Raw genomic sequence first — 16,560 nt, forward strand, 5'->3', positions numbered from 1 at the left:
GGAGGCAGGAGATTTCGTCCGCCCGCCTGCCACCCGCCACAAAGTGACCCTCCTAACACCATAGGATTGCATTTTCACATCCAATGTGATTTTATTATCACCTGTCGCGAGCCGCCGCCGACCCCACACGCGCGGCCGCCCATACCAAGGAAGAGACGCAGATGGAGACAATCGCCGTCATCGGCAGCAACATGGTCGACCTCGTGACCTACGTCACGCGCATGCCCGCCCGGGGCGAAACGCTCGAGGCGCCGAACTTCGAGCTCGGCTGCGGCGGCAAGGGCGCGAACCAGGCCGTCGCGGCCGCGCGCCTCGGCGCGCGCGTCGTGATGGTCACGAAGGTCGGCGACGACGTGTTCGCCGACGCCACGATCCGCAACTTCGAGCGCGAAGGCATCGACACCACGCACGTGCGCAAGGTCGCCGGCGTGCCGAGCGGCGTCGCGCCGATCTTCGTCGAGCCCGATTCGAGCAACAGCATCCTGATCGTCAAGGGCGCGAATCGCCATTTGCAACCGGCCGACATCGATGCGGCCGCGCCGATGCTCGCCGACTGCGCGCTGATCGTGCTGCAGCTCGAAATCGAGCTCGACACCGTCTATCACGCGATCGAATTCGGCGCGCGGCACGGCATTCCCGTGTTGCTGAACCCGGCCCCCGCCGTAGCCGACCTCGATTTCGAGCGCATCCGTTCCGTCGAATTCTTCGTGCCGAACGAAACCGAGCTCGCGATCGTGTCGGGCATGCCGGTCGATTCGCGCGAGAGCGCGACCCGTGCCGCCGAAGCGCTGGTCGCGCGCGGCCTCAAGCACGTGCTCGTCACGCTCGGCAGCAACGGTTCGCTGCTGGTGTCGCGCGACGGCGCGCGTCACGTGCCGGGCGTGCCGGTCGACGCGCGCGATACGACGGGCGCCGGCGATGCATATATCGGCTGCTTCGCGCACTGCTATGCCGCGTCGCGCGACGCCGTCGACGCGATGCGTTACGCGTCCGCCTACGCCGCGCATTCGGTCACGGGCCTCGGCACGCAGAAGTCGTACGCCGACGCCGCGACGTTCGAACGCTTCCTCCGCGACGCCGGCTTCTGACCGGCGCCTTCATCGACGAGACATTGGGAAGGAGACACCCATGAGCCGAACCCGGATCGAACACACCCCCGACGGCTATTACCTGAATCGCACGCCGCTCTTCGCGTTCACGTTGCTGTGCTGCCTGTTCGCGCTGTGGGGCACCGCCGCGAACCTGAACGACGTGCTGATCGCGCAGTTCAAGAAATCGTTCTTCCTGTCCGATTTCGAATCGGCGTTCGTGCAGTCCGCGTTCTATCTCGGCTACTTCTTTCTCGCGATTCCGGCCGCGACCGTCGTGAAGAAGTTCAGCTACAAGACGACGATCCTCGTCGGCCTGCTGCTCTACACGACCGGCTGCCTGCTGTTCTTCCCGGCCGCGTCGATGGCAAAGTACGGGATGTTCCTCGTCGCGCTGTTCGTGATCGCCGCGGGCCTGTCGTTCCTCGAAACGGCGTCGAACTCGTATTCGACGCTGATGGGCCCGCGCGACACCAGCACGCGGCGACTGAACATCTCGCAGACGTTCTATCCGTTCGGCGCGATGGCCGGCGTCTACATGGGCAGCTTCCTGATCTTCAAGGAAGGCGACGCGTCGCATGCGCAGCTCGCGGCGATGTCGGCCGCCGACGCCCACACGCACCAGCTCGCGATGATCCAGGCCACGCTCGAACCGTACAAGTGGCTGATCGTCGTGCTCGTCGCCGTGTTCATCGTGTTCGCGCTCACGCCGTACCCGGCGTGCAAGGGCAACGGTGCGGGCACGGTCACGCACCGGATCGACGCACGCGGCACGCTCGCGCGCCTGTTCGGCAACCGGCGCTTCGTCGCGGGCGTGGTCGCGCAATTCCTGTACGTCGGCGCGCAGGTCGGCGTGTGGAGCTTCACGATCCGGCTCGCGATGCAGATCGGCGGCCTCACTGAGCGCGGTGCGTCGCGCTACCTGCTCGCGACCTTCTTCGCGTTCTTCGTCGGCAAGCTGGTCGCGACGCTCGTGATGAAACGCGTCGGACCGGCCAAGGTGCTGATCGTCTACGGCATCCTGTGCATCGCGCTGCTCGCGTACACGATCAGCGTGCACAACATCACGGCTGTTTATGCGGCCGTGTGCGTGAGCATCTTCCTCGGCCCGTGCTGGCCGACGATCTACGGGCTGACGATCGACGGCCTCGGCAAGGACACCGAATACGGCGGCTCGATCCTCGTGATGAGCATCGTCGGCGGCGCGGTCGTGCCGCTGATCCAGGGGCTGATCTCCGATCACACGGGCGGCAACATGCAGCTCGCATTCGTCGTGCCGCTCGCGTGCTTCGTCGTGATCGTCTACTACGGCTTCTACTGCCTGTGTCACCTGCCGGCGGCAACGCCCGACGCGGCGGCCGACGGCCATGCGTCCACGCGCTACGCCGCGACGCGCAACACGTCGGGAGCCTGACCATGCGCGGCGAGATCGAACTGCGGCGCGACGACTTCCGCGAGGCACCGCGCACGCTGTACCGCACCGACGGCATCACCGTCACCGCGTTCGCGTATCCGTCCGGCGTCGAGGCACTGAAGCTCGAGAACCGTCGCGGTCATCTCGTCGTGCTGCCGTATCTCGGCCAGATGATCTGGGCCGCCGAATTCGACGGCCGCGACCTGACGATGAAGCACATGTTCCGGCAGCCGAGGCGCGCGACGTCGATCATCGATACCTATGGCTGCTTCATGTTCCACAGCGGGTTGCTGCGCAACGGCTGCCCGGGGCCGGACGACACGCATGCGCTGCACGGCGAGATGCCGTGCGCGCCGATGGATCGCGCGAGCCTGGTCGTCGGCACGGATGCGCGCGGCGCAACGGTCGAAGTGACCGGGGAATACGAGTACGTGCAGGGCTTCGGCAGCCACTACGTCGCGCGTCCGTCGGTGCGGCTGACGGAGCATGATGCCCGGATGACGATCGCGATGGACGTGACGAATCTCGGCGGCGCACCGATGGACCTGATGTACATGGCCCACCTGAACTACGCGTACGTGCCGGGCGGCCGCTTCGTGCAATCGCTCCCGCGTGGCGGCGTGCGGCTGCGCGACAGCGTGCCCGCGCACGTGAAGCCGACCGCCGCGTGGCGCGACTACACGGCCACGCTCGCGCGCGAGCCGGCGTGGCTCGCGACGCTCGATGCACCCGCGCTGTACGACCCGGAGATCGTGTTCTTCATGAACGACGTGGAAACGGATGCCGACGGCGTCGCGCATTTCCGGCTCGCGCATCCGGACGGCGGCGCGTTCCATACCGCTTACCGCCCCGCGCAATTCCCGCATGCGACGCGCTGGATCCTGCACAACGCGGACCAGCAGGTCGCCGCGTTCGCGCTGCCGTCGACCTGCGAGCCGGAGGGTTACGAAGCCGAACGCCGCAAGGGCCACGTCGCGGCGCTGGCGCCGGGCGCGTTTCGCCGCTTCGAGGTGGTCACCGGCTACCTCAGCGCGGCTGAAGCACGCGATGCGTGATGCGATGCAAAGCGTGACGGAAAGCGCAATGCAATGCGCGCCGCAAGCCCGCGCCGCATCAGGTCACGAGTGCGATCCCGTGCTCGCGGATCGCCGTTTCGTAGCGGCGGCTCAGTTGCCCGTCGGAGATCACGTAATTGAAATCGGTCAGTTCGGCGAAATAGGCCGCCCGCACTTCGTCGAACTTCGTGTGGTCGACCAGCAGGAAGCGGTTCTGCGCGCGGGCCATCACCTTCTTCTTCGCATCGACTTCGTGGAAGTTGAAGCACGTGACGCCGCAGCGGTCGCTCACGCCGGCCGCCGAGATGAATGCCTTCGACACGCGCACCGAATCGAGGATGCCCGTTTCGGCGACCGATTCGAACACCATGTTCTGGCGGTGATACGCGCCGCCGCACAGGATCACGTTGCAATGCGGCTTTTGCTGCAGCTTCGCGAACACGTTCAACGAATTGCAGACCGCCGTGAATTCGAGGTCGTCCGGAATGAAATCGACGATGAACGGCGTGGTCGACCCGCAGTCGACGAAGATCGTGTCGCCGGTCGTCACGAACTGCGCGGCCAGCTTGCCGATGCGGCGCTTTTCCTCGGTCTGCCGGTTGTTCTCGGCGCTGATCAGGTATTCGCCGATGTCGCTGCGCTGCGCGGCGAAATGGCGCGTCACGTAGCCGCCGATCAGGCTGAGGCCGTGCGGATTGTCCGCGAGATCGCGGCGGATCGTCATTTCGGACACGCCGAACAGCTCGGCGACTTCCCTCAGATGAATCGCGTTCTGCCCTTGCAGCACGTTCATCAATGTCTTGATCCGTTCGCCCTTCTTTGTTTCCATGCCTGTATCCTGCGTGCCCGTCGCGTGAGTCGCTCGTCGTGCCGGGCGCGCAGGCCCGGCCGGAATGTCGTATTTGTAACAAACCGATGTGAAAACATCAACTTTCCGTGTGCCCTTTCCGCACACGATCCGTGGAGTCCTGACACATGCCGCTTTCCAACGCCCAACTCGCCCAAGCCATCGATCACACGCTGCTCGCGCCCGACGCGAGCGACGCGCAGATCCGCGAACTCTGCCGCCAGGCGGCCGAGCATCGCTTTTACTCGGTCTGCGTGAATTCGGCGAACGTGCCGCTCGCCGCGAGCGAGCTGGCCGATACCGGCGTGCTCGTCTGTGCCGTGGTCGGCTTTCCGCTCGGCGCCGGGCTGTCCGCCGCGAAGGCATTCGAGGCGACCGCCGCGATCGCGGCAGGCGCCGGCGAGATCGACATGGTGATCAACATCGGCGCGCTGAAAAGCGGCCGCGCCGACGACGTGAAGGCCGACATCGCAGCCGTGCATCGCGCCTGCGGCACGGTGCCGCTCAAGGTGATCCTCGAAACGGGGTTGTTGACCGACGACGAGAAGGTGCGTGTGTGCGAGATGTGCCGCGATCTCGGCGTCGCGTTCGTGAAGACGTCGACCGGGTTCGGCCACGGCGGCGCGACGCTTGCGGACGTTACGCTGATGCGCCGCACGGTCGGGCCGACGCTCGGCGTGAAGGCGTCGGGCGGCGTGCGCGACCGCGCGGCCGCGCTCGCGATGCTCGAAGCCGGCGCGACGCGGCTCGGCACGAGTTCGGGGGTGGCGATCGTCACCGATCAGGGCGGCGGCGGAACGGGGTACTGACGCACGAACGGCCGGCCACTGCGCTCGCCCGGCACGCGGCGGCATCGCGACGTCGTGCGCGTTGCCGTCCGCACCATCCACGACCCGATAACCGTTGTCGTACAACTCGTCGGGCTGCTCCGCCGTCGGCCGCCAACGTAAGGTATCGAACAGAAGCGTCCTGCGCGGAAATACGAAAATCGAAAACCAGAGGCCGTCTGCATCGCTTCGCGATCCGTGAACTCATCGTCAAGGCTCCAATGCAAGCCAATCTTCGGTCCCAGTTCCATCACGACGGCTTTGCGATCATCAACGGGCTGATCGACACCTCGGAGATCGAAGACTTGCGCGAAATCGGCCATCGTCTGCTCGGCAGCCGCACGGGCTACGCCGAGGGCCTGATGTTTGATTTCTATCCCGAGTCGAACGGATGCGATTCCGAGCATCAACTTCTCCAGCTCCACTGGGCCTCCTATTTCGAGCGTCGGCTATCGAAACTCCGCATCCGCCGCGCCGCGCTCGATATCGCCAAGGCGCTGCTCGGCTCGAATGTTCGTTTTGCCGGTGACAGCTTTTTCCTGAAGCAGTCGCATACGGACACCGTGACGCCATGGCATCAGGACGACGCGTTTACCGACGCGCGCATCGACCACCGCGAAGTCAACTTCTGGATTCCGTTACAAGCCGTCTCGGTCGACAACGGGTGCATGCAGTTCATCCCCGGGTCTCATCTGTACGACGTGCTTCCGCATGTACCGCTCGGGGGCGACGTGACCGCCCATGGACTCGAGTGTGTCGGCGGATTCGATCCGGCGCGCGCCGTGGCGTGTCCGTTGATGCCGGGAGACTGCACCGTGCATGCGGGGCGTACGCTGCATGCCGCGGGGGCAAACTTCTCGGACCAGCCGCGGTACGCGTATGCGCTCAATTTCCGGTTACCGCGACGGCGCTCGAGTATGGCGACCAACTTTCCGTGGCACAACACGTGGCGGCCCTCGCGCATCGAACGCTCCCGGGCGTCCCGGAGTCTACGCGGGTGCTGTTCGTACCTTCGACGCGAGCTGTACACGTTCGATTTCCGCAATCCGTTCGAGTGGCAACTCGCGGGCGGCAGGATCGCGCGTTGGCTGAACGTGTCGCGGCAACGGATGCACGAACCCGAGCCGGAATGAATCGTGGCGGAAGCGCTGGAGCGCTGCCACCTCTCCTGTACGCGCGGGTCGACGGAAATTGTTCCATCGATTCCGGCGCGCTGACATCCGCATTCGATCCGCAAGGTCGGTGGCGATCGATTATCCGCACGCGTGCGGCACGCGTGAAGACCGGCCGGCGGGATCCATCGCACGAGCGGCACCATGCGGCGGCGCCCGGCAAATTCGCCCGGTTGGGCCAAAGACACCACCCCGCCTCTTCCGCGCACGCGACAAGCCCGGCACAATGCCGCCCATGCGCTACGACAACGCCTTCGTTTACCCGTCCCCCGGCCTCGCCGGCCGGATCGCCAACCGGATCGTCGCGAGCCGCCCGCTGCTGCGCGCACGCCGCGCGCTGCTGTCGCGGCTGCCGTTCCTGCAGCTCGCGAGCGACGTCGAGAACGTCGTGTATTGCACCTGGGTCGTCGATGTCGCGGCCGTCGCGCACCTGGTGCCGCGCGGCGTCACGCTCGCGAGCCGCGACGGCCGCACGCTGTTCACGACGCTCACCTACGCGCACCGGCACTTCGGCCCGCGTCTTGCCGGCCCGCTGCGGCGCCTGTTTCCGTCGCCGCTGCAGAGCAACTGGCGGCTCTACGTCGATGGGCTGCCGGACGGAATGCCGGCCGAGCGCACGGTGCTGTTCGTGAAGAACGTGTTCGACCACCCGCTCTATGCGCTCGGCAGCCGGCTCTTCAGCGACGCGCTGCCGTCGCATCTTGCGCGGCGGTTCACGCATGCGGTGCGTGACGGACAGTACGACACGCTGCTGGCCGGCGGCGGCGGTAGTGCCCCCGACTTCCGCTGCACGGCCGAAGCGTCGCACGACCGGACGCTGCCCGATGCATTCGCGCCATTCTTCGACGACTGGCGCGCGGCCGTCGCCGCCCTGTCGCTGCAGCACGCGGCCATCGCTCATGTCGAAGACTGCGATCGCCTCGCGTATGCGTCGATCGATTTGCCGATCGACGTCGACGCGGTCCGGCCGCTGAAGACGGTCGGGCCCGCAGGCGGCGACTTCCTCGCTCGCATCGGCGCGACCGGCGAACCGCTGTGCTTCGTCGTGCCCGACGTCGCATTCCGCGTACTGTCCGAACGGCTGCTGTAGCGCGCTGCTCAGGCGGGCCGGCGCACGGACGCGCGACCGGCGTACGATCGCCGAGTGGGCCGACCGGCCCGGTCTGTCGGTCCGCGCGCGCCGCACAATGCACACGGCCGCCCGAAGGCGGCCGCGCGAAGTGGCACCGATGCGCCGCTTACTTGCCGTAGTCGTACACCCCACGCCCCGTCTTCCGCCCGAGCCGCCCCGCCGACACCATCTCGCGCAGCAGCGGGCACGCGCGATACTTCGGATCGCCGAAGTCCTTCAGGAACACATCCATCACCGCGAGGCACACGTCGAGGCCCACGAGATCGGCCAGCGCGAGCGGCCCGATCGGGTGGTTCGCGCCGAGCTTCATCCCCGCGTCGATCTCCTCGGCCGACGCGATGCCTTCGGCCAGCACGAAGAACGCTTCGTTGATCATCGGCACCAGGATCCGGTTCACGACGAAGCCCGGCGAATTGCGCACGCCGATCGGCGATTTGTCGAAACGCTCGGTCAGCGCGCGCACGGCCGCGGCGGTCGCGTCGCTCGTCTGCAGCCCACGGATGATCTCGACGAGCGGCATCAGCGGCACCGGGTTGAAGAAGTGCATGCCGAGGAAACGCGACGGATCGGCGAGCGGCGCCGCGAGCGCCGTGATCGAGATCGACGACGTGTTGGTCGCGATGATCGCGTCCGGGCGCGCGACGGCCTCGATCTGCTTCAGGATGCGGCCCTTCAGCTCGACGTTCTCGGTGGCGGCTTCGATCACGATGTCGGCCGAGGCGAGCTTCGCGTAGTCCGTCGACGTCGCGATGCGCGCGAGCGCCGCATCGCGTGCGGCCGCGTCGAGCTTGTCCTTCGACACGAGCCGCTCGAGGCTGCCCTTCAGCGTCGCGAGACCCTTGTCGAGCGCGGCGTCGCTGACGTCGATCATCACGACGTTCAGTCCTGCAACGGCGGCGGTTTGCGCAATGCCGTTACCCATGGTTCCGGCGCCCACGACGCCGACGATTTCGATGGCCATGAAATGTCCTGTGTATTCGGATGCTGAGCGGTCGATTATCAGATGTTCTCGAAGATGGCAGCAATCCCCTGGCCGCCGCCGATGCACATCGTCACGAGCGCGTAACGCCCGCCGATGCGCTTCAGTTCGTACAGCGCCTTCACCGTGATCAGCGCGCCGGTCGCACCGATCGGATGACCGAGCGAGATGCCCGAGCCGTTCGGGTTGACCTTAGCGGGATCGAGGCCGAGCTCCTGCGTGACCGCGCAGGCCTGCGCGGCGAACGCCTCGTTGGCTTCGATCACGTCGAGATCGGCGATCTTCAGGCCGGCGCGTTCGAGCGCCTTCTGCGTGGCCGGCACCGGGCCGATGCCCATGTACGCCGGATCGACGCCCGCGTGCGCATACGCGACGAGGCGGGCGAGCGGCTTCACGCCCTGCGCGCGTGCGGCGTCCGCGCTCATCATCAGCACGGCAGCGGCCGCGTCGTTGATGCCCGATGCGTTGCCGGCGGTCACGGTGCCGTTCTCCTTCGCGAACACCGGCTTGAGCTTCGTGAAATCGTCCGAGCTCGCGTCGTGCCGCACGTGCTCGTCGGTGTCGAACGCGACTTCGCCCTTCTTCGTGCGGATCGAGATCGGCAGGATCTGATCCTTGAAGCGCCCTTCCGCGATCGCGCGCGCCGCGCGACGATGCGATTCCAGCGCCAGCGCATCCTGCGCTTCACGCGAGATGTCGTACTTGCGTGCGACGTTCTCGGCCGTCACGCCCATGTGGATCGTCTGGAACGGGTCGTGCAGCGCGCCGAGCATCATGTCGACGAGCTTGCCGTCGCCCATGCGCTGGCCGAAGCGCGCGGCCGGCACGGTGTACGGCGCGCGGCTCATGCTCTCCGAACCGCCGCCGATCGCGACGTCGGCATCGCCGAGCATGATCGTCTGTGCGGCCGACACGATCGCCTGCAGGCCGGAGCCGCACAGGCGGTTCACGGTGAGCGCCGGCGTGTGCTGCGCGACGCCGCCGTTGATCGCCGCGACGCGCGCGAGATACATGTCCTTCGGCTCGGTGTTCACGACGTGGCCGAACACGACATGGCCGACCGCATCGCCCGGCACGTTCGCGCGCGCCAGCACGTCGGCGACTACCTTCGCGCCGAGGTCGGTCGGCGAGAAATCCTTCAGGCTGCCGCCGAAATCACCGATCGCGGTACGGACACCGCTCACCACCACGACTTCCTTCGCTGCATTGCTCATCGTCTCACTCCGGTTCGTTCGCGCCCGCGGGCGCGGGGATGCGTTGCGTTACATGTTCGGGTAATTCGGCCCGCCGCCCCCTTCGGGCGTGACCCACACGATGTTCTGCGTCGGGTCCTTGATGTCGCAGGTCTTGCAGTGCACGCAGTTCTGCGCGTTGATCACCAGACGATCGCCGCCGTCGTCGTTCTTCACGAACTCGTACACCGCCGCCGGGCAGAACCGCGCCTCCGGCCCCGCGTACGTGCGCAGATTCACGTTCACCGGCACGCTCGCATCCTTCAGCGTCAGATGCGCCGGCTGGTTCTCCTCGTGGTTCGTGTTCGAGATGAACACCGACGACAGCCGGTCGAACGTCAGCTTGCCGTCCGGCTTCGGATACGCGATCGGCTCGCACTGCGACGCCGGCTTCAGCATCTCGTGATCCGCATGCTGGTGATGCAGCGTCCACGGCACGTTGCCGCCCATCACCTTCTGCTCGAGCCCGACCATCAGCGTGCCCAGATACAGGCCCTTGGCCATCCACTGCTTGAAGTTGCGCGCGCGGTACAGCTCCGTGTACAGCCACGATTGCTTGAACGCATCCGGGTACGCATTCAGTTCATCCGACTGACGGCCGGCCTGCACCGCGTCGAACGCGGCGTCGGCCGCCAGCATGCCGGTCTTGATCGCCGCGTGGCTGCCCTTGATCCGCGATGCGTTCAGGAAACCCGCGTCATCGCCGATCAGCGCGCCGCCCGGGAACACCGTCTTCGGTAGCGACAGCAGCCCGCCCGCCGTGATCGCCCGCGCGCCGTACGACACGCGCTTGCCGCCTTCGAGGAACGCGCGGATCGACGGATGCGTCTTGTAGCGCTGGAACTCCTCGAACGGCGACAGGTACGGGTTCGTGTAGCCCAGGCCCACCACGAAGCCGACCACCACCTGGTTGTTGTCCATGTGATACAGGAACGAGCCGCCGTACGTATCCGACTTCAGCGGCCAGCCGGCCGTGTGGATCACGAGACCCGGCTTGTGCTTGGCGGGATCGATTTCCCACAGTTCCTTGATGCCGATCCCGTACGCCTGCGGATCGGCGTTCGCGTCGAGCTTGAACTTCGAGATCAGCTGGCGGCCGAGGTGGCCGCGGCAGCCTTCGGCGAATAGCGTGTACTTCGCGTGCAATTCCATGCCGAGCTGGAAGTTCTCGGTCGGCTCGCCGTCCTTGCCCACGCCCATGTTGCCGGTCGCGACGCCTTTCACGGAACCGTCGTCGTTGTAGAGGATCTCCGCGGCGGGGAAGCCCGGGAAAATCTCGACGCCCAGCGCTTCGGCCTGTGCCCCGAGCCAGCGCGTGACGTTGCCCAGCGAGATCACGTAATTGCCGTGATTCTTGAAGTTCTCGGGCAGCGCCCAGTTCGGCGTGGTCACCGCGCTCTTCTCGGACAGGAACAGGAAGCGGTCTTCCGTCACCTCGACATCGAGCGGTGCGCCCCGTTCCTTCCAGTCGGGAAACAGTTCGGTGATCGCGCGCGGGTCCATCACCGCGCCCGACAGGATGTGCGCGCCGATCTCGGAGCCCTTCTCGAGCACGCATACGCCGATCTCGGTGCCCTTCTCGGCGGCCAGCTGCTTGAGCCGGATCGCCGCCGACAGCCCGGCGGGGCCGCCGCCGACGATCACGACGTCGTATTCCATCGATTCGCGCGGGCCGTATTGCGCGAGCAAGTCCTGTGTGGTCAAAATCCTGTCTCCTGCTGCGTCCCGACCGTCAGCCGGTCAGAACTGGTCTTCCGTCAACGCGAGCACGCTCTCGTTGCCCTTCGCGCCGACGATCGACGCTTCGAGCGCACTCGCCTGCACCAGCACGTGCTCCGCATAGCATTGCGCGATCGCGATCTTCGCGTCGAAGAACGCCACGTCGCTCGCACGGTTCGCCTGCGCGGCCACCAGCGCGCGCGCCATCTGCCACCCGCACAGCACCACGCCCGCCAGCTTCAGGTACGGCACGCTGCCCGCGAACACCGCGTTCGGGTCCTGCTTCGCGTTCGCCACCACGTAATCCACCACCGACGACAGCGCCCGTGCGCCCTTCTCCAGCTGCGCCTTCATCGACGCGGCCGCCGCACCCTCCAGCTTGCCCAGCGCCGCCACCGTGTCGCCGATTTCGGCGATCAGCGCCTTGGCGACCGCGCCGCCATCTCGCATCGTCTTGCGGCCGACCAGGTCGTTCGCCTGGATCGCCGTCGTCCCTTCGTAGATCGCCAGGATCCGCGCATCGCGGTAGTACTGCGCCGCGCCCGTCTCCTCGATGAAGCCCATCCCGCCATGCACCTGCACGCCCAGGCTCGCCACGTCGTTCACCATCTCCGTGCTCCAGCCCTTCACCACCGGCACCAGATATTCGTAGATTGCCTGGTGACGCGAGCGCGTCGCCTCGTCCGAATGGCGGTGGGCAATGTCGCTGTGCGCGGCGGCCACATACGCCAGCGCCCGCGCGCCTTCGGTCAGCGCACGCATCGTGCCCAGCATCCGGCGCACGTCCGGGTGATGGATGATCGTCACCGACTGCCTGGCCGAGCCGTCCACCGGACGGCTCTGCACGCGTTCCTTCGCGAATTCGGCCGCCTTCTGGTACGCGCGGTCGGCCACGCCGATCCCCTGCATCCCGACCCCGAAGCGCGCCGCATTCATCATGATGAACATGTATTCGAGGCCACGGTTCTCCTCGCCCACGAGATAGCCGATCGCGCCGCCGTGATCGCCGTATTGCAGCACCGCCGTCGGGCTCGCCTTGATCCCGAGCTTGTGTTCGATCGACACGCAGTGCACGTCGTTGCGCGCGCCGAGCGAGCCGTCTTCGTTGACCATGAACTTCGGCACGATGAACAGCGAGATGCCCTTCACGCCTTCCGGCGCGTTCGGCGTGCGCGCCAGCACCAGGTGGACGATGTTGTCCGCCATGTCGTGCTCGCCCCACGTGATGAAGATCTTCGTGCCGAACACCTTGTACGTACCGTCGCCCTGCGGCTCCGCGCGCGAGCGCACCAGCGCGAGATCCGAACCGGCTTGCGGCTCGGTCAGGTTCATCGTACCGGTCCATTCGCCCGAGATCAGCTTAGGCACGTAGCGCTGCTTCTGCTCGTCGGTGCCGGCCGTCAGCAACGCCTCGATCGCGCCGTCGGTGAGCAGCGGGCACAGCGCGAACGACAGGTTCGACGCGTTCAGCATCTCGATGCACGGCGTCGCAATCAGCTTCGGCAGCCCCTGGCCGTCGTATTCGGCCGGATGCTGCAACCCCTGCCAGCCGCCTTCGACGAACTGGCGGAACGCTGCGCCGAAGCCCGGCGTCGCGGTCACGACGCCATCCTTCCAGCTGCTCGGGTTGCGATCGCCTTCGACGTTCAGCGGCGCCAGCACCTCGCCGCAGAATTTCGCGGACTCGTCGAGTACGGCCTGCGCCGTGTCGTAACCCGCATCCTCGAAGCCCGGCAACTGCGCGACGGCGTCGATACCCGCGAGTTCCTTCAGCACGAACAGCATGTCCTTGACGGGGGCGTTATAGCTCATGGTCGATGTTCCAAATCAGGCGGTGAATGAGGCGCGCTACCGGGCCGGTCCGCCAAAACCGGCCGGCTCCGGGCGACGACGTGACCCATCGTAATGCCGCAATGGCCGATTCGCGTTGTCATATCCGGCCCACATGGTGACAAAATCGGCCACAGATTGCGTGGGCTCGGCCCGAAATGGACGGCTGGATAAGGGTTTGGCCGGATCGGGGCGGCGGCGGACCATCGGTATGCCCGAGTGATGGGGTCGAAGCAGCGAGCGCATTGACGACGCGTGAGCTTATGGGAGCCGGTTATGGGAATCGCGGATGAGGAGCCGGCCATGGGAGCGAGCGGCCGGAGTCGGCGCGGGTCACGAGGTCTGCGCGGCTCGCCGCCCGGTTCACCACCGCCATCAGGGTCAACACTCGCGCAAGCGTGCCGTCGCCTCTCACGATTTCGGGAATAAACGGCGGCACTCGCGTGTTCAATGTGGATGGACGGCCCCACGGGGCGGTCGTGCGCGTGCACTTCGTGCATGCGTGAAGTGTTCACGGGTTCCCTTGGAGCAATCATGCGGTTTGCAGTGTTGGGCGCCGGCGCGGTTGGCTGCTACTTCGGTGGCATGCTGGGGCTGCACGGCCACGATGTCGTCTTCATTGGCCGGCCGTCGCACGTGGACGCGATTCGCGATTTCGGATTGCGCCTCCAGACGCGCGCGTTCGACAAGCACGTACCCGCCAACGCGTCGACCGATATCGAGGCGGCCCGATCGGCAGACGTCGTTCTGGTATGCGTGAAATCAGGCGATACCGCCGAAGCGGCGCGCAAGCTAAGCCGCGTCCTCGCACCGGAAGCCACCGTGGTCAGTCTGCAAAACGGCGTCGACAACGCCGCGCTCTTGCGTGCCGAGATTTCGCAACCCGTCATTTGCGCGGCGGTGTATGTCGCCAGCGAGATGGCCGGCCCGGGGCATCTGTTGCACCACGGCCGCGGCGATCTCGCGATCGAAGCAGCGCCGCCCAGCGAACCGCTCGCGCACATCCTGCGTGCGGCGGGCATTCCCACCCGGATCGCCGACGACGTACGCGCGACGCTCTGGCAGAAGTTCATCCTGAACTGCGCATACAACGCGATTTCGGCGATCGTGCAACTGCCGTTGGGCGAAATGCCGCATCGCGACGCACTGAGCGAAACCATGCGCGCAGTCGTCGCCGAGTGCCTCGCCGTCGCTGCCGCCGAGGGTGTCCACTTCGCAGACCCGCCGGCGCGTATCGTCGAGCAAATCGAAGCGACGATTCCGCCGGGTCAGTATTCGTCGACGGCGCAGGATCTGGCGCGGGGCAAACGCAGCGAAATCGACCATCTGAATGGCGCGGTCGTTCGGCGCGGCCTTGCCGCCGGCATCGGCACACCGGTCAATCAGACGCTCTGTCTGTTCGTGAAGATGCTGGAAGCGAAGGCCGCGGCAAGGTCGTGATCGGACGCGGCCAGGTGTTCGCTGTCATTTGCGGCCCGGACGGCCGCCGAAAACGGCGCAATTTGCCGCCGGTCCGCAGAACGAAGTTGCTCGTCTGCACGTCAGAATGCGCGCTGCGTGATCGAAATGCGCTGTACGCCGCGGAGATTTCCTTCAACTCGCGATCGCCAGATCGACATGCGGCACCTGACCTAGCCTTTCCCCCACGACATTTTCGGATATCTGCTTGCCGATTGCGCCGAGATCGGTGTCGCCGGGCGGGGCGATCAGCGCATAAGTGAGGTTGGCACGCCGCCATGTCACGACGTCCATGCCGCCGACCTGTTGTCGGGCGAGCGCCGTGTCGGGCTTGTCATCCTTCATCAGGCACAGCGCCACCGGCATGCCTTTTTCCGGCAGATAGACGATCTGCACCAACGGCTTGTCGTTGAAGCGCAGGCGCTGTATGCGCTTGAACGTCAGCCCCGCCGAGCGCAGATCCGGAATCCGTATCGGCAGCCCGTCGTCACGGCGAATGTTTTCCACCGTATGCGCCGCGACAGCGGGATTCGACGAATCGAACGCGACGGTATCGCGCGTATAGAGTCGTTGATAATTCGCAGCCGCCATGATCCAGGGGGACGCGCGCGTCTGCGTAGCCATCGGTGCGGCCTGCGGTGCGAAGCCACCTCGCGCCGCGCCCGGCGCGAAGCGCAGTATGGCGCCGAAGCAGAACGCACCCGCGACGAAGGCCACGGCGAGCCAAGGCGCCATCATGCCAAACCGCGAGCGTATCGGCGCGGCGAACGCCTCACGTACCTCGGGTTGCGGCACAGGTGCATCGACGGAACGACTGACGTCACGCGCGACGACGTCCGAAGACGCGACGTACGCCTGCGCGATTTCGGCGACCTTGTGCACCAGGCTCTGCGGAACCGACGGCCATTCCTGCTGCTCGAATGCACGCTGGTACGGCAACACCGATGCTTCGAGCCATGCAACGCGTGTGGCGATATCGGGCGACGTTCCGATCGCCCTCTCGACTTCCTCGCGCTGGTGTGACGTGAGCTCTCCATCCACGTATGCCATGAGCAGGATGTCGTCTATTTTCATGCCCCCTGATCCTCACTATTCGCGTTGCTTTTCACACGTCGGTCTTGTCGATCGATGAACAGGGAACCGATCGTCTGGCGGGCTCGCGAAAGCCGGCTCATGATCGTGCCGATGGGTACGCCGAGCGCGTCGGCCGCTTCGCTATAGCTGAGCCCCTCTACACCGACCAGCAGCATGACCACGCGCTGGGCTTCGGGCAACTGCTGCACTGCCCTGACGATCTGTTCATCCAGGGCCTGTTGCTCCAGCGTCGGTGCAGCGGGATCGGAGACGGTTTCGAGGAAGTCGTCGTCCCAGTCCATGCCCGAGCGCCTGCGCACGCTGCGTGCGCGGAGTTCGTTGAGCCAGGTGGACTGGACGATCGAGAACATCCAGCTCAGCGGCGCGGTGCCCGGTCGCAATTGATGCGCGCGCTCGAGCGCGCGAAGGCACGCGCACTGCACGAGATCTTCAGCGTCGTGGCGATCACCCGAGATCCGTAGCGCGAATGCCCACAGACGCGGGAGCATCGAAGGCAGCATGGCGGACAGTTCGGCTGCGGTCATCTACGTCGATCCTCCTGCGGTGCGACCAAGGCGACGTTGAGAAACTGCAGCATCTGACATGTGTCCATGGGTTTAGGCGAAATTGAGCGGGCGATACCCCCTGGTAAACAGTTGGTCGGCGAAGTTATTCCATCGCCGTCGTGTGTTGAACGAACAGCCCGATCCCGGCTCGTTGCGGCCGGGGAGCG

General features: G+C 66.1%; 14 protein-coding genes. 7 read left to right on the forward strand and 7 right to left on the reverse strand.

Going from position 1 to position 16,560, the window contains the following annotated elements:
• Positions 1-161: 161 nt before the first annotated feature.
• From rbsK to CFB46_RS31440, 3 genes are read left to right on the forward strand one after another with little or no spacing between them, the layout of a single operon-like run.
• A complete protein-coding gene (gene rbsK / locus CFB46_RS31430) occupies positions 162-1,088 on the forward strand; it encodes a ribokinase (RefSeq protein WP_027786153.1) in 927 nt (308 codons plus the stop codon).
• 40 nt (positions 1,089-1,128) lie between these two features.
• The gene (gene fucP / locus CFB46_RS31435) at positions 1,129-2,502 is read left to right on the forward strand and encodes an L-fucose:H+ symporter permease (protein ID WP_089502440.1); all 1,374 of its coding nucleotides are present in this window, start codon (positions 1,129-1,131) and stop codon (positions 2,500-2,502) included.
• 2 nt (positions 2,503-2,504) lie between these two features.
• Positions 2,505-3,557, forward strand: a complete 1,053-nt coding sequence (locus CFB46_RS31440; protein ID WP_027786155.1) for an aldose 1-epimerase family protein — start codon at positions 2,505-2,507, stop codon at positions 3,555-3,557.
• Between the two features lie 58 nt (positions 3,558-3,615).
• Here CFB46_RS31440 and deoR read toward each other — a convergent pair whose 3' ends face one another.
• On the reverse strand, positions 3,616-4,386 hold the full coding sequence (gene deoR, locus CFB46_RS31445; protein ID WP_027786156.1) for a DNA-binding transcriptional repressor DeoR: 771 nt from the start codon (positions 4,384-4,386) through the stop codon (positions 3,616-3,618).
• A 146-nt stretch (positions 4,387-4,532) separates the two neighbouring features.
• Between deoR and deoC the strand changes: the two genes are divergently transcribed.
• From deoC to CFB46_RS31465, 3 genes are all read left to right on the forward strand, one after another.
• A complete protein-coding gene (gene deoC / locus CFB46_RS31450) occupies positions 4,533-5,213 on the forward strand; it encodes a deoxyribose-phosphate aldolase (RefSeq protein WP_027786157.1) in 681 nt (226 codons plus the stop codon).
• A gap of 239 nt (positions 5,214-5,452) precedes the next feature.
• A complete protein-coding gene (locus CFB46_RS31460) occupies positions 5,453-6,364 on the forward strand; it encodes a phytanoyl-CoA dioxygenase family protein (RefSeq protein WP_027786158.1) in 912 nt (303 codons plus the stop codon).
• A 265-nt stretch (positions 6,365-6,629) separates the two neighbouring features.
• Positions 6,630-7,493 carry a DUF2071 domain-containing protein gene (locus CFB46_RS31465; protein ID WP_027786159.1) on the forward strand — a complete coding sequence of 288 codons (864 nt, stop codon included), beginning with the start codon at positions 6,630-6,632 and terminating at the stop codon, positions 7,491-7,493.
• Between the two features lie 148 nt (positions 7,494-7,641).
• Here the strand turns inward: CFB46_RS31465 and CFB46_RS31470 are convergent, their stop codons facing one another.
• From CFB46_RS31470 to CFB46_RS31485, 4 genes are all read right to left on the reverse strand, one after another.
• Entirely contained in the window at positions 7,642-8,496 is an 855-nt protein-coding gene (locus CFB46_RS31470) for a 3-hydroxybutyryl-CoA dehydrogenase (RefSeq protein WP_027786160.1), read from the reverse strand.
• 38 nt (positions 8,497-8,534) lie between these two features.
• Positions 8,535-9,728 carry a beta-ketothiolase BktB gene (gene bktB, locus CFB46_RS31475; protein WP_027786161.1) on the reverse strand — a complete coding sequence of 398 codons (1,194 nt, stop codon included), beginning with the start codon at positions 9,726-9,728 and terminating at the stop codon, positions 8,535-8,537.
• Positions 9,729-9,776: 48 nt separating this feature from the next.
• Complete coding sequence (locus tag CFB46_RS31480) at positions 9,777-11,405, reverse strand: electron transfer flavoprotein-ubiquinone oxidoreductase (protein ID WP_373558218.1); 1,629 nt, start codon at positions 11,403-11,405, stop codon at positions 9,777-9,779.
• 81 nt (positions 11,406-11,486) lie between these two features.
• On the reverse strand, positions 11,487-13,277 hold the full coding sequence (locus CFB46_RS31485; protein ID WP_027786163.1) for an acyl-CoA dehydrogenase: 1,791 nt from the start codon (positions 13,275-13,277) through the stop codon (positions 11,487-11,489).
• Between the two features lie 552 nt (positions 13,278-13,829).
• Between CFB46_RS31485 and CFB46_RS31490 the strand changes: the two genes are divergently transcribed.
• Positions 13,830-14,735: a ketopantoate reductase family protein gene (locus tag CFB46_RS31490; protein ID WP_027786164.1), complete on the forward strand. Its 906-nt coding sequence runs from the start codon at positions 13,830-13,832 to the stop codon at positions 14,733-14,735.
• 153 nt (positions 14,736-14,888) lie between these two features.
• Here CFB46_RS31490 and CFB46_RS31495 read toward each other — a convergent pair whose 3' ends face one another.
• Both CFB46_RS31495 and CFB46_RS31500 read right to left on the reverse strand, forming a co-directional pair.
• The gene (locus CFB46_RS31495) at positions 14,889-15,827 is read right to left on the reverse strand and encodes an anti-sigma factor (RefSeq protein ID WP_027786165.1); all 939 of its coding nucleotides are present in this window, start codon (positions 15,825-15,827) and stop codon (positions 14,889-14,891) included.
• A complete protein-coding gene (locus tag CFB46_RS31500) occupies positions 15,824-16,372 on the reverse strand; it encodes an RNA polymerase sigma factor (protein ID WP_027786166.1) in 549 nt (182 codons plus the stop codon). Before CFB46_RS31500 ends, CFB46_RS31495 begins: the two co-directional genes overlap by 4 nt.
• Positions 16,373-16,560 lie beyond the last annotated feature (188 nt).

The organism is Burkholderia sp. HI2761, from assembly GCF_002223355.1.
Classification (GTDB): Bacteria; Pseudomonadota; Gammaproteobacteria; order Burkholderiales; family Burkholderiaceae; genus Burkholderia.